This window comes from Pseudactinotalea sp. Z1748 (genome assembly GCF_049725185.1).
Lineage (GTDB): Bacteria > Actinomycetota > Actinomycetes > Actinomycetales > Beutenbergiaceae > CALKWS01.
Genome location: NZ_JBMPQB010000001.1, coordinates 864162 through 876862 on the forward strand (window position 1 = coordinate 864162; position 12701 = coordinate 876862).

11 protein-coding genes are annotated in these 12701 nt (G+C 70.5%); 4 read left to right on the plus strand and 7 right to left on the minus strand.

Translation table 11 applies throughout. The annotated features are described in order from the left end of the window. Positions 1–104 precede the first annotated feature (104 nt). Together ACO0LU_RS04040 and mnmA are read left to right on the plus strand one after the other, a co-directional pair. Positions 105–1304, plus strand: a complete 1200-nt coding sequence (locus ACO0LU_RS04040) for a cysteine desulfurase family protein (protein WP_424790124.1) — start codon at positions 105–107, stop codon at positions 1302–1304. After that, complete coding sequence (gene mnmA, locus ACO0LU_RS04045) at positions 1304–2434, plus strand: tRNA 2-thiouridine(34) synthase MnmA (protein ID WP_424790125.1); 1131 nt, start codon at positions 1304–1306, stop codon at positions 2432–2434. Before ACO0LU_RS04040 ends, mnmA begins: the two co-directional genes overlap by 1 nt. Positions 2435–2449: 15 nt before the next feature. On the opposite strand, the gene ACO0LU_RS04050 is transcribed toward mnmA, so the two are convergent. Both ACO0LU_RS04050 and ACO0LU_RS04055 read right to left on the minus strand, forming a co-directional pair. Further along, positions 2450–3052, minus strand: coding sequence for a hypothetical protein (locus tag ACO0LU_RS04050; RefSeq protein WP_424790126.1), 603 nt, complete (start codon positions 3050–3052; stop codon positions 2450–2452). A 7-nt stretch (positions 3053–3059) separates the two neighbouring features. After that, positions 3060–3494 (minus strand): hypothetical protein, encoded by a 435-nt coding sequence (locus tag ACO0LU_RS04055; RefSeq protein WP_424790127.1) that lies wholly within the window; start codon positions 3492–3494, stop codon positions 3060–3062. 55 nt (positions 3495–3549) lie between these two features. Here ACO0LU_RS04055 and ligA point away from each other — a divergent pair, with 55 nt between their 5' ends. Further along, entirely contained in the window at positions 3550–5727 is a 2178-nt protein-coding gene (ligA, locus tag ACO0LU_RS04060) for an NAD-dependent DNA ligase LigA (protein WP_424790128.1), read from the plus strand. Between the two features lie 43 nt (positions 5728–5770). Next, positions 5771–6208 carry a pilus assembly protein CpaE gene (locus ACO0LU_RS04065; protein ID WP_424790129.1) on the plus strand — a complete coding sequence of 146 codons (438 nt, stop codon included), beginning with the start codon at positions 5771–5773 and terminating at the stop codon, positions 6206–6208. A gap of 48 nt (positions 6209–6256) precedes the next feature. On the opposite strand, the gene ACO0LU_RS04070 is transcribed toward ACO0LU_RS04065, so the two are convergent. From ACO0LU_RS04070 to ACO0LU_RS04090, 5 genes are all read right to left on the minus strand, one after another. Further along, a complete protein-coding gene (locus ACO0LU_RS04070) occupies positions 6257–9823 on the minus strand; it encodes a hydantoinase B/oxoprolinase family protein (RefSeq protein WP_424790130.1) in 3567 nt (1188 codons plus the stop codon). A 90-nt stretch (positions 9824–9913) separates the two neighbouring features. After that, on the minus strand, positions 9914–10333 hold the full coding sequence (locus ACO0LU_RS04075) for a VOC family protein (protein ID WP_424790131.1): 420 nt from the start codon (positions 10331–10333) through the stop codon (positions 9914–9916). Continuing rightward, positions 10330–11052, minus strand: coding sequence for a maleylpyruvate isomerase family mycothiol-dependent enzyme (locus ACO0LU_RS04080; protein ID WP_424790132.1), 723 nt, complete (start codon positions 11050–11052; stop codon positions 10330–10332). The genes ACO0LU_RS04075 and ACO0LU_RS04080 overlap by 4 nt, the downstream gene beginning before the upstream one ends. Before the next feature lie 125 nt (positions 11053–11177). Next, complete coding sequence (locus ACO0LU_RS04085) at positions 11178–12179, minus strand: RNA polymerase subunit sigma-70 (RefSeq protein ID WP_424790133.1); 1002 nt, start codon at positions 12177–12179, stop codon at positions 11178–11180. Positions 12180–12184: 5 nt separating this feature from the next. Beyond that, on the minus strand, positions 12185–12664 hold the full coding sequence (locus ACO0LU_RS04090) for a hypothetical protein (RefSeq protein WP_424790134.1): 480 nt from the start codon (positions 12662–12664) through the stop codon (positions 12185–12187). Positions 12665–12701 lie beyond the last annotated feature (37 nt).

Here is a 12701-nt window from a genome sequence, read left to right on the forward strand (position 1 = left end):
CCCTGCCCCGCACAGACTAACCGCTCTTCCCGCGTGCGGCTCCTGGGTGTGCTGGATCACCGCCCCTGGGCAACTGGGCGGCCGGCTTCGTACACTCGAACGTTGTGACGACCTATCTGGACCACGCGGCCACCACCCCGGTGCGCCCGGAGGTGGCGCAGACCTACACCGAGGCCTGTGCCGTGGTCGGCAACCCCTCTTCCCTGCATGCCGATGGGCGGCGCGCCCGGCGGATGCTGGAGGAGGCCCGCGAGCAGGTGGCCGCACTCCTGGGAGCCCACCCCACGGAGGTGATCTTCACCTCCGGGGGCACCGAGGCCGACAACCTGGCCGTGACGGGCACCTGGCTCGGGATCAGTGCCGCCCAACCGCAGCGCCGGGAGGTGGTGACCTCCGCCGTCGAGCATCACGCGGTGCTGGAGACCGCCCAGGCGCTCGCCGACACCCACGGTGCGCCGCTGCACCTGGTGCCGGTGGACGAGCAGGGGCGCGTGCGCATCGAGGAACTGGCCGACCTGTTGGCCGGCCACGGTGAGCAGGTGGCGCTGGTTTCGCTGATGTGGGCGAACAACGAGACCGGCACGATCCAGCCGGTCCGCGAGGTCGCGGGCCTGGCGCGCGAACACGGGATCCTGGTGCACTCCGACGCGGTGCAGGCGGTGGGCCGGGTACCCGTGGACTTCGCAGTTACGGACCTGGACATGCTGAGCCTGTCCGGACACAAGCTCGGGGCCCCGGTCGGCACCGGGGCGCTGCTCGCGCGCCGCGAGGTGCCGTTGACGTCGGTCTTGCACGGTGGCGGACAGGAACGTTCGGTCCGCTCGGGCACGGTGCCGGTGGCCGGGGCGGTGGCCCTGGCCCGCGCGATGGAGATGGCCGAGCAGGAGCGCGAGATCGAGCATGCCCGGCTCTCGGCGCTGGCGACCGCGTTGATCGGCGGGGTCCGTGACACCGTGCCGGGCGCAGTGCTGCGGGGGCCGGGGCCCGGCCCGGACCGGCTCGCCTCCCACGTGCTGCTGACGATCGAGGGCACCGATGCCGAGGCGGTCCTGTTCGGTCTGGACATGGCGGGGATCTCCGCCGCATCCGGGGCGGCGTGCGTGGCCGGGGTGAACCAGCCCTCGCACGTACTGGAGGCGATGGGCCTGGACGAGGCAGGCGCCCGTTCCGGACTTCGGCTGACCCTGGGCCACACCAGTACCCCGGCAGACATCCAGGCAGTGCTGGAGGCGTTGCCCGAGGTGGTCCGGCGGGCCCGGGCCGCCTACAGCCCCAGACGCGGTGACCCGATGGAGGTGGCCTGATGAGAGTTCTGGCAGCACTGTCCGGCGGGGTGGACTCGGCGGTCGCGGCCGCCCGCGCGGTCGATGCCGGCCACGAGGTGGTCGGGGTGCACATGGCACTGTCGCGCTCGCGGGCCCAGCATCGCACCGGATCGCGTGGGTGTTGTTCGATCGAGGACGCCTCCGATGCGCGCCGGGCCGCCGACGTGCTCGGCATCCCGTACTACGTGTGGGACCTGTCGGAGGAGTTCGAGGACACCGTGGTGGCCGACTTCCTGTCCGAGTACGAGGCGGGGCGCACCCCGAACCCGTGCGTGCGCTGCAACGAGCACATCAAGTTCGCCGCCCTGGCCGACCGCGGGATGGCGCTGGGGTTCGACGCCGTCGCCACCGGGCACTACGCCCGGATCGTGACGGGCACCAGCGGTGAGCTGGAGTTGCATCGGGCGGCGGACGAGGCCAAGGACCAGTCCTACGTGCTGGCCGTGATGGGTCCGGAGCGGTTGGCCCGTTCGCTGTTCCCGCTGGGGGATGTGGCCTCCAAGGACGACGTGCGAGCGGAGGCGCAGCGCCGTGGTCTGGGCGTGTCGGCAAAGCCGGACTCCTACGACATCTGTTTCGTGGCCGACGGCGACACCAAGGGTTTCCTGCGCGATCGCCTGGGCTCGCGGCCCGGTGAGGTGGTCGACGCCGACGGCCGGGTGGTCGGAGAGCACGACGGCGCCTATGCCTACACCGTCGGCCAACGCCGTGGGCTGGGACTGGACCGCCCGGCGCCCGACGGCAAGCCCCGGTACGTGCTGGAGGTGGACCCGGCGGCGAACAAGGTCGTCGTGGGCGCCAGTGAATTGCTCAGCGTGCACCACATCGCCGCCGGTGAGGTGGTCTGGTTCGCCGGTGAGTCGCCGGTGGCCGAGGCGTTCGAGGCGCAGGTGCAGTTGCGTGCGCACGGCCAACTGGTCGACGCGTCCGTGGTGCGGACCGAGGACGATGTGCACGTGACCTTGGTCGAACCGATGCGCGGGATCGCCCCGGGCCAGTCGTTGGTGGTCTACGACGGAACCCGGGTGCTGGGCCAGGCGACCATCAGCGCCGCGGGCCGGACCGCACGCGAGCAGCTCTCCGAGCAGGCGCCGGTGGCGGCCCCCTGAACCCGCCCGGACCTGTCAGAAGGGGAACGGCACGCCGAGGTTCTGACGCAGCCAGGCGATCAGGAGCGTCATCGCGCCCGCGGCCAGTGTCACCAGCACCACCCCGGCGGTGTTCCGGGTCCGTTTGATCCGGCCGCCACCGATCATGCTCACCACCAGCGCCGCCATCCCGGTGATGGCGGTGGTCAGCAGTCCGTTCCCGGTGGCCTCGGTGCCCGGGCATTCGATGGTGGACAGGCCGTCGGCGCACAACTCCTGGTTCAGCCAGATCAGCAGCATCAGGATCACGGTGAGGGGAATGATGCTCAGGGAGACGAAGGAGCCGAGAGCGGTCAGCGCGGGAGAGCGGTGCGGCGGGCGACCGTCAGCGGGGTAGGGCTCGTTGGTCGCTCGCGGTGAGTCCGGTTCGGCCTGGCGGCTCCGGTCCAGGATCTGCCCGCCCACGTGCGAGGCGTAGGGGTCGGACGTGGGCTCGGTGGTTGCGGGACTGACCTGAGTGATGACGTGGGTCGCAGGTGTGTGCCCGGCAGCCCGGTCCCGGGTCGAACGGCCGCGTCGCCCGGTGTCCACGGTGGTCGGGACTCGGTTCGGGTCGCTGTAGGGGTCATAGATCGTCATGGCGGCCTCAGCCCATCGCCCGGATCAGGGTTCCGGCCAGGATGACCATGGCGAGCAGGCTCAGCACCAGGCCATCCCCGGCACGGTGGGCATTGGCCACCCGGGCGCCGCGGAACAGGCTGAACGCCGCGAGCACCGCCGCCAGCGGCCACAACATGTGTCGCCACACCGGCGCGCTGGTCACGCAGGACAGGTCGCCGCCGGCATCGTCACACGCCGCGACCGCGTCCGAGGCACGCGCCACCAACTCCGGGGTGAAACGCCATACCGACCAGATGATGCCGGCGAGCAGAGCGAACTGGACCAGGCCGGCAAGGATCCCGAGGCCGCCGTGGCGGCGAGACGGCGGCCCGGCCACAGCCGGCGCCGTCGGCCCGGCGGGCGCGGGGCCGGGCATGGTCTGCGGCTGCATCTCGGGCGCGCGGCGTGCGGGGTACGTCACGGACCTATCCCACCACATGGGCCGATGTGGGCGACTGGGTACAGAATGGTGGTTGATGAACGCCGAGCAGACACTCCCCGACGATCTGTCCTCGGGCGACCCCGGTGCCCGGGCACGGTGGACCGAACTCGCCGAACAGATCCGCGACGCCCAGTTCGCCTACTACGTGCGCGACGCCCCGGTCATGTCCGATGCTCGCTTCGATGAATTGGTGCGGGACCTCCAGGAACTGGAGGCGGCTCACCCGGAGTTGCGCAACCCGGACTCACCCACGCAACAGGTCGGCGGGACCTTCTCCACCGAGTTCACCGCGGTGGACCATCTCGAGCAGATGATGTCGCTGGACAACGCCTTCACCGACGACGAACTCCAGGCGTGGTGGGAGCGGGTGCTGCGCGAACTGGAGACCGATGCCGTCCCGCTGCTGGGGGAACTCAAGATCGACGGCCTGGCCGTCTCGGTGGTCTACGAAGGGGGGCGGCTGGTGCGAGCGGTCACCCGCGGCGATGGACGCACCGGTGAGGATGTCACCCTGAACGTGCGCACCATCGAGGGTCTGCCGCACGTGCTCACCGCCACGAAGGAGCGCCCGGTGCCCGACCTGATCGAGGTCCGGGGCGAGGTGTTCCTGCCCCAGGAGAGGTTCGCCGAACTCAACGCCGCTCAGGTCGAGGCCGGCAAGGCCCCGTTCGCCAACCCACGCAACGCCGCAGCCGGGTCATTGCGGCAGAAGGACCCGAGGGTCACCGCATCCCGGCCGCTGGGCCTGTACGCCCACGGGATCGGTGCGCTGACCTGGGGCGGGCAGCGCCCGGCTGACCTGACGCGACAGTCCCAGGTCTACGACCTGCTGCGCTCCTGGGGGGTGCCCACCTCCGAGCGCAACCAGGTCGCACCGGACCTGGCTGAACTGCGCGACATGATCGCCTACTACGGCCAGCACCGCGATGAGGTCGCGCACGAGATCGACGGCGTGGTGATCAAGGTGGACCTGATCGACGCCCAGCGCCGGCTCGGGTCCACCTCCCGGGCGCCACGGTGGGCGATCGCCTACAAATACCCACCGGAGGAGGTCAACACCACACTGCTCGACATCCGGGTGAACGTGGGTCGCACCGGCCGGGTCACACCCTACGGTGTGATGGAACCGGTCCTGGTGGCCGGTTCCACGGTGGAGATGGCCACCCTGCACAATGCCAGTGAGGTGCGCCGCAAGGGCGTGCTGATCGGCGACACCGTGGTGCTGCGCAAGGCCGGTGACGTGATTCCGGAGATCCTCGGACCGGTGGTCGCGCTGCGCGACGGCACCGAGCGTGAGTTCGTGATGCCCTCCCACTGTCCGGCGTGCGGCACCGAACTGGCACCGGCCAAGGAAGGCGACGTGGACATTCGGTGCCCGAACGCGCGCACCTGCCCGGCGCAGTTGCGCGAGCGCCTGTTCGCCCTCGCCGGACGGGGCGCCTTCGACATCGAAGCGCTGGGCTGGGAAGGGGCCGGTGCGCTGCTGAACTCGCAGGTGCTCACCGATGAGGGTGACCTGTTCGACCTGACCGCGGACAGACTACGCACGGTGCCGCTGTACACCCGCGCGGCGAAGAAAACCGACCCCACCGATGACGTGCACGATGGTCGGGTGTTGTCGGCCTCGGGGGAGAAACTCCTGGCCAACCTGCAGCAGGCCAAGACGGCACCGCTGTGGCGGGTGCTGGTGGCGCTGTCGATCCGGCACGTGGGCCCCACGGCGGCCCGGGCGCTGGCGGCCCACTTCGGCTCCCTGGACGCGATCCGGGCCGCAGCCGTGGAGGCACTGGCTGCGGTGGAGGGAGTGGGCCCGACCATCGCCGAGGCACTGGTGGAGTGGTTCAGCCACGACTGGCATGTGGCGATCGTGGACCGGTGGTCCGCTGCCGGGGTGGTGATGGCCGATGAGCGCGACGAGTCGGTCAAACGCACCCTCGAGGGCCTCACGGTGGTGGTGACCGGGTCGATGGAGCACTTCACCCGGGACGGGGCCAAGGAGGCGATCCTGACCCGGGGCGGCCGGGCAGCGGGGTCGGTGTCGAAGAAGACCGACTTCGTCGTCGTCGGTCCCGGTGCCGGGTCCAAGGAAGCCAAGGCCCGCGAACTGGACCGGCCCATCCTGGACGAGGCGGGATTCGAGGCGTTGCTGGCCGGCGGGCCGGAAGCGGTCGCCGACCTCATCGAACCGGGCCCCGAGGGTGAGACGCGGTGACGGGGCGGTAGCGCATCGCGCCGGAGTGGGGTAGGGAGGAGATATGTCTCGTTCCCAGCAGGAACTGATCAGCGACTCCCTGGCGCAACAACTGCAGGATGCCGGGCTGGTCTGGCACCCCGAGGCCGGCGACCACTTCCGGATCCGCGCCCAGGCTCTGACCGAGGACGTGTTCATCCTCTCGCACATGGTGATCGAGGCCCGCGAGTTCGACACCGGCACCGTGCTTCGGTTCAACGGCACCACGGAATGGGCTTTGGACAGCGTGGCCAAGGAGGATGCGCTGTGGTTGCCCCGAGAGGACCAGCTGCGCGACCGGCTCGGTGGGGCCTTCGTGCGACTGGAGCGCGTGGGCGACGACTACGAATTGACCACCCGCTCCCATGACGGCGCCCAGTCCACCTACACCGGCCGCACGCCCGCCGAGGCCTACGGGCAGGGGCTGCTGGACCTGGTGCGCCACGCCGTCGAACCGGCCTGACCCGGCCCGTTCATCCCTGGTCGGCCCGTCCATCTCCGGGCGGCCCGGTCATTCCCGGGCGGGCGAGCCATAGCCACCGCCGCCGGGTGTTTCGATGACGAAGGTATCCCCGGCGGCAGCGTCCACCGAATCACACCCGGCCATCTCGGTGGTGGACCCGTCGGGATGCTCCACCCAGTGCCGGCCCAGGGCCCCGGGCTGCCCGCCGGCCATCCCGTACGGGGGGATCCGCCGGTGGCCGCTGAGCACCGTGACGGTGACATCCTGGGTGAACTGCAGCCGCCGTCGACCGCCGTTGCCGCCACGGAACCGGCCGTGCCCGCCGCTTCCGCGCCGGATCTGGTAGGCATCGACGCGCACCGGCAGCCGCCATTCCAAGACCTCGGGGTCGGTGAGCCAGGAGTTGGTCATATGGGTCTGCACCACGTCGGTGCCGTCGAAACCGTCTCCGGCGCCGGAGCCGGAGGACAACGTCTCGTAGTACTGGTGCTCGTCGTTGCCGAAGGTCACGTTGTTCATCGTTCCCGCACCCTCGGCCTGAACCCCCAGTGCGGCGTACAGCGCGCCGGTGATGGCCTGGGAGGTCTCCACGTTCCCCGCCACCACCGCCGCCGGGTAGGTGGGGGCGAGCATGGACCCTTCGGGGATAATGATCCTCAACGGTTCCAGGCAGCCGTCGTTCAGCGGTATCTCATCGTCGACCAGGGTGCGGAACACGTACAGCACTGCTGCCTTGGCCACCGCCGAGGGGGCGTTGAAGTTGGACTCCAGCTGCTCGCTGGTTCCGGTGAAGTCGATGGTGGCGGTGCGGTGCGCAGGATCGGGAGTGATGCGCACGTCGATGTTGGCGCCGCTGTCCATCTCGTAGGAGTAACTGCCCGCGTCCAGGGCGTCGATCACCCGGCGCACCGCTTCGGCGGCGTTGTCACGGACGTGGCCCATGTAGGCCTGCACCACCTCCGGGCCGAACGTGCCGACCATGGCTCGTAGTTCGGCCACACCGCGTTCGTTGGCCGCGATCTGCGCACGCAGATCAGCCAGGTTCGCCCGGGGGTTGCGGCTGGGGTGGGAGCCGGAGGTGAGCAGGTCGATGGTCTCGGCCTCCCGCATCCGGCCGTCGGAGACCAGCAGCCAGTTGTCGATCACCACCCCCTCCTCGTCGAGATGGCGGCTGAATGCCGGCATCGAACCGGGCGTGATCCCGCCGATCTCGGCGTGGTGGCCCCGGGAGGCGACGAAGAACTGCAGGTCCTGGCCGATGAACACCGGGGTCACCACGGTCACATCGGGCAGGTGGGTGCCCCCGTTGTACGGGTCGTTCAGCGCGAACACCTGCCCGGGACCGATGGTGCCGGCATTGCGGCGCATCACCATCCGGATGCTCTCGCCCATCGAACCCAGATGCACCGGGATGTGCGGGGCGTTGGCGATCAGGTTCCCCTGCGCATCGAAGATCGCACAGGAGAAGTCCAGCCGTTCCTTGATGTTCACCGACTGGGCGGTGCCGCGCAGGCGCACTCCCATCTGCTCGGCGATCGACATGAACAGGTTGTTGAAGATCTCCAGGCGCACCGGGTCGCGTTCGGTGCTCACGCGGACCTCATCGGCGTCGCGTTCGGCGCGCAGCAGCAGGTTCCCCGAGGAGGTGCGCCGCGCCGACCAACCGGCCTCGACCACGGTGGTGGAGGTGTCCTCGGCGATGATGGCCGGGCCGTTGACCACCTGGCCGGTCGGGACGTTCGCGCGCTCGTACAGCGGCACCTGCTGCCAGGCGTCGCTGATGAACATGGGCACCTGGGCGCGCGCCTCGACCGGCGCACCGGTAGCGGCGCTGTCGCCGTTCGCGGGATCGTCGACCTGCTCATCCTCGGTGAGTTCGATGCCGGAGGAGACCACGGCCTCCACCGAGACGGCCTCGACCATCACCTCCTTGTCCGACATCAGGAACGAGAAGCGCCTGGCGTAGGCGGCTTCGAAGTCAGCGAGCATCTGGTCGGCCTGCCCCAGCGGCACCTGCAGTGAGGTGTCGGTACCGGCGTAGCGCAGGTGGGCGCGGGCGTGCACCTCGTCGGCCTCGGCACCCAGTTCCGCGGCGGCCTCCGTGGCCAACTCGCCCGCGACCTGTTCCAGGTGCTCGAACTTCTCGGCGGCCAGGGGCGCTTCGATGCTGCGCTCGCGCATCGCCGTCAGGTCGGCCAGGCCCATCCCGTAGGCGGACAGCACCCCGGCCAGGGGATGGATGAGCACGCGGGTGATCCCGAGTTCATCAGCCACCGCGCAGGCATGCTGGCCACCGGCGCCACCGAACGTGGTCAGGGTGTAGTCGGACGTGTCGTAGCCGCGCTGGATGGAGATCTTCTTGATGGCGTTGGCCATGTTCGCCACTGCGATCTGGCGAAAACCTGCCGCGACCTGCTCGGGGGAGCGCCCGTCGTCGATCCGGGCGGCCATCTCGGCGAACGTGGTGGCCACGATCTCGGTGTCCAGCGGCTGGGTCCCGTCCCCGAACACGCGGGGGAAGAACTCGGCGTGGATGCGCCCGAGCATCACGTTCGCATCGGTCAGGGTCAGCGGGCCCCCGGCCCGGTAGCTCGCCGGCCCCGGCCGGGCGCCGGCCGAGTCCGGTCCCACCCGGTAGCGGGAGCCGTCGAAGTGCAGGATCGATCCACCGCCGGCCGCCACGGTGTGGATGGACATCATCGGTGCGCGCATCCGCACCCCGGCCACCTGGGTCTCGAACTGGCGCTCGTACTGGCCGGCGAAGTGCGACACGTCCGTGGAGGTGCCACCCATGTCGAAGCCGATCACCTTGTCGAACCCCGCGGCCTGGGAGGTGCGGGCCATCCCCACGATCCCGCCGGCCGGCCCGGACAGGATCGCGTCCTTGCCGCGGAACGCCTCCGCGGGGGCCAGGCCGCCACTGGACTGCATGAACGACAACTCGGTGCCGGGCAACTGGTCCTGCACCCCGGCGATGTACCGGTCGATCAAGGGGGACAAGTAGGCGTCCACCACGCATGTGTCGGCCCGGGAGATGAGTTTCATCAGCGGGCTGACCTCCGCCGAGGTGGAGATCTGGGTGAAGCCCACCTCGCGGGCGATCTGTGCGGCCTGCTGCTCGTGGACGGGCTCTCGGTAGGCGTGCAGGAATGCGATCGCCACCGCCCGGTAACCCTCAGCGCGCGCGGCTGCGAGCTCGTGTCGCAGCGCGTCGGCCCGGAGCGGCCGCAGCACCTGGCCGTCGGCGCCCAGGCGTTCGTCGGCCTCGATCGTGTGGGTGTGCAGGAGCTCGGGCAGCACGATCTGCCGGTCGAAGATGCGGGGCCGGTCCTGGTAGCCGATGCGCAACGCGTCGGCGAACCCGGCGGTAATCACCAGCACGGTGGGCTCGCCGCTGCGTTCCAGCAACGCGTTGGTGGCAATGGTGGTGCCCATCTTGACCGCATCGATCCGTTCGCCGGTGGGCAACAGGCGGCCGATCGCCTCCACGGCGGCGTCGTCGTAGCGTTCGGGGTCCTCCGAGAGGAGTTTGTGGGTGTGCAACTCGCCCTGGCCGTCGCGGGCCACCACATCGGTGAATGTCCCACCGCGGTCGATCCAGAACTGCCAGCCCATCGCGCCTCCCGGTGGTATGAGGTTCCCGGTTCACCGTAGCGCGGGTGGGGCGGTGCGGCGCCCGGGGTGTCGGCGATGAGAGGCGACGCACTACCCTTCCGGGTCGCTGAGGATCTGCCAGGCGTGGCCGTCGGGGTCGGTGGCCACACCGGTGAAACCCCACGCCTGCTGGGCCGGCTCTGCCAGCACGTCCCCGCCGGCGATGCGCATCGCGTCGATGACCTCGATGACGTCCCGGCGCCCGGGCATGGTCAGGCCGAGCAGGCACTCACTCACCCCTGCGGAGGCGATGTCACGGCCGGGGACCACCCACCCGAAGCCGCCGGTGGGGATGAACATCAGCCTCGTGCGCTCATCCAGGGAGTACTGCAGCGGTTCGGGGACACCGTCCTGGTCCGGTTCTCCCAGTGGCTGCCAGCCGAAAGCCCGGGCGTAGAACGTCATGGTGGTCGGCCGATCGGCGATGGGCAGGGCGATGAGGACGGCCGACGGCGCAGATGTGGTGGTCATGAGGGCTCCTGAAGGTCGGTGGTTCCGTGGGGTTGAGCTGGACGGGAGGGGTCGCGACGGCGCTCGTCGCGGTGACCCGGTTGGTCAGGTCGGTGCGCGCCGGCCTGACCGTCCTGGTCGGCATCGCAGGGACCCGGGGCCGGAAGCGGAAGCCGGCCGGTTGCTATCAGCAGGATCTCCTTGGCCGGCAGATAGGTGGGGATGCCCTCGCCGATGCTGGCCCCGGCGTCGCTGGCGATGAGTTGCCGGCCGGCCAGGTCCACGCCGAAGTAGCCCAGGGGCTGGGAACCGGTCTGGCGCAGCACCAGCGCGATCCGCTCCGGCGGGCAGGAGGGCAGCCGGAGCGGTTCGGTGATGTCCAGGCCGTGGATCACGTCATGGCTCAGGGCGCCGAGTTGACCGCCGCCCGGTGGTCGCCAGGGATGGTGGGTGTTGGCACGCAGACTCTCCAGCAGTTCGGCGTCCGTGAGCCGGGCGGCATCGGCCCGTGCGGCCCGGTCGGCGTAGCGGTTGAAGTTGAACCGCGATCGGGCCAGGCCGAGAAGAAACGTGGCGGTGCCGATCCGGTAGGGCATCGTGATGTGCGCCACCACCTCCCGGATCCGCCAGCCCGCGCACAGGGACGGCGCGGCCCACTGGTCCTCAGACAGCGAGGACAGGACGCCTGCGAGACGCCCCCGCTCGGCGTGGGTGTGAGCGGTCAGGTCCTCGGCGGTCATGGTTGGTCTCCTCGGCTAGGTCGGGTGCGTACGGTCACTGCTTGTACGAACCAGAGCCGGCGAACTCATCGCACCCGGCCCCATCACCTCCCATGTCGTGGCCACCCTGCCGCGGCAGGGTGGGCTCACGGTTCACTCGGGGGCCACCACCCCGCCGCGGACGGCTCGAGGACGTGCGGCAGGCCGAACTCGGCGAACCGCCCCTCGGTGCCCAGGAAGGTCACCATCTCGATGACCTGCCCACCGGTGCTCTCCAGCAGCACCAGCGCGAACGGCCGCAGCACCCCGGTCTCATCGGGCCGGTACTGGCCGACGCCGATCGAGCCGTTGATCGCGATCGGCAGCATCCGGTCCCGAGCGCAGGCGTCACTGGTGCAGATCATGTGGGCGATCTGCGCTCCGCCCGCCACCTGCCAGGCCAACGGGGGCATGGTCTGGACGGCGTCGGCGTGCAGCACCTGGATCATCGACTCGACGTCGTGGCCCTCGAAGGCGGCGATGAAGGCCTGCACCAGTTGCTGCTGCGCCGGATCGGTAGGGTCGGTGATCTCGGCGGGCTGCGGCGCAGCGGCGGCGAGGCCGGCCCGGGCCCGCTGCAGGGCACTGTTCGCGGCAGCGGTCGTGACCTGCAGGATCACCGCGGTCTCCGCGGCCGAGAAGCCCAGGACGTCGCGAAGCACCAAGACGGCACGTTGGCGGGGCGTCAGGTGTTGCAGCGCAGCGATATACGCCAGCCGGACCGTCTCGCGCCGCTCGACCACCTGGCCCGGGTCGGTCGTCTCGACGACCCGGGCATCGGGCATCGGCTCGACGAACCGTTCCGCGGGCAACGGGGCGTCGAAGGCGGCCGCACCGGCCGATCCCGGGCTCAGGTCCACCGGCAGGGCGCGGCGTGCAGCGGCCCGGAGCATGTCCAGGCAGATGTTGGTGGCGATCCGGTGTACCCAGGTGGTCAGCCGGGCCCGGCGCGGATCGAACGTCTCCAGCCGGGTGCTGGCGCGGATGATCGTCTCCTGGACCGCGTCGTCGGTGTCCGCGGCCGCACCGAGCAGGCGGTAGCAGTAGCCGGTGAGCGGTGCCCGGAGGGCTTCCACGTCGGCCACCGTGACTGTGTCGACCTTCGCCATCGTGCTCAGAGCGCCCGGACGATCAGGTAGACCAAGTAGGCCCCCAGGACCACGAACCCCATCCGGTTCACGACCTCGCGACGTACCCGCATGGTCCAGGCGGCGGCCACACCTGCCAGCAGCACCCAGATCGCCGGGGTCCCCCAGCGAAGGGCGGTGCCCAGCGCACCCGGGCGTTCAGCACCGGCCGGCCCGGCCACGGCGAAGAACGCTGCGACGGCCAGGCACAGCAGGACCGCCACCGCGCCCACCGGCACCCGGTGGCGCTCGGTGAAGGTGGCCGGCGCCTTGGCGGGCTCCGAATCGGGGCCAGCGATTTGCGGCGTGGGACCGGTGCCCTCGGCGCCGCCGGCGGCCCCACCGGACGCGGCGGCCCCACCGGGCTCGGCGGGCTTGCCACCGGGCTCGGCGGGCTTGCCACCGGGCTCGGCAGGATCGGGAGAGACGTGCGACGCACCGTCGTCGGGGGTGCTGGGGTGACTCATCACCACAAGGGTAGCCGCGGGCGGGGGCACCCCCGAT

Bases quoted from the DNA above. Each gene is read 5' to 3' on its own strand.
- mnmA (WP_424790125.1), top strand. From the start codon at position 1,304: ATGAGAGTTCTGGCAGCACTGTCCGGCGGGGTGGACTCGGCGGTCGCG.
- ACO0LU_RS04050 (WP_424790126.1), bottom strand. From the start codon at position 3,052: ATGACGATCTATGACCCCTACAGCGACCCGAACCGAGTCCCGACCACC.
- ligA (WP_424790128.1), top strand. From the start codon at position 3,550: ATGAACGCCGAGCAGACACTCCCCGACGATCTGTCCTCGGGCGACCCC.
- ACO0LU_RS04065 (WP_424790129.1), top strand. From the start codon at position 5,771: ATGTCTCGTTCCCAGCAGGAACTGATCAGCGACTCCCTGGCGCAACAA.
- ACO0LU_RS04070 (WP_424790130.1), bottom strand. From the start codon at position 9,823: ATGGGCTGGCAGTTCTGGATCGACCGCGGTGGGACATTCACCGATGTG.
- ACO0LU_RS04075 (WP_424790131.1), bottom strand. From the start codon at position 10,333: ATGACCACCACATCTGCGCCGTCGGCCGTCCTCATCGCCCTGCCCATC.
- ACO0LU_RS04080 (WP_424790132.1), bottom strand. From the start codon at position 11,052: ATGACCGCCGAGGACCTGACCGCTCACACCCACGCCGAGCGGGGGCGT.
- ACO0LU_RS04085 (WP_424790133.1), bottom strand. From the start codon at position 12,179: ATGGCGAAGGTCGACACAGTCACGGTGGCCGACGTGGAAGCCCTCCGG.
- ACO0LU_RS04090 (WP_424790134.1), bottom strand. From the start codon at position 12,664: ATGAGTCACCCCAGCACCCCCGACGACGGTGCGTCGCACGTCTCTCCC.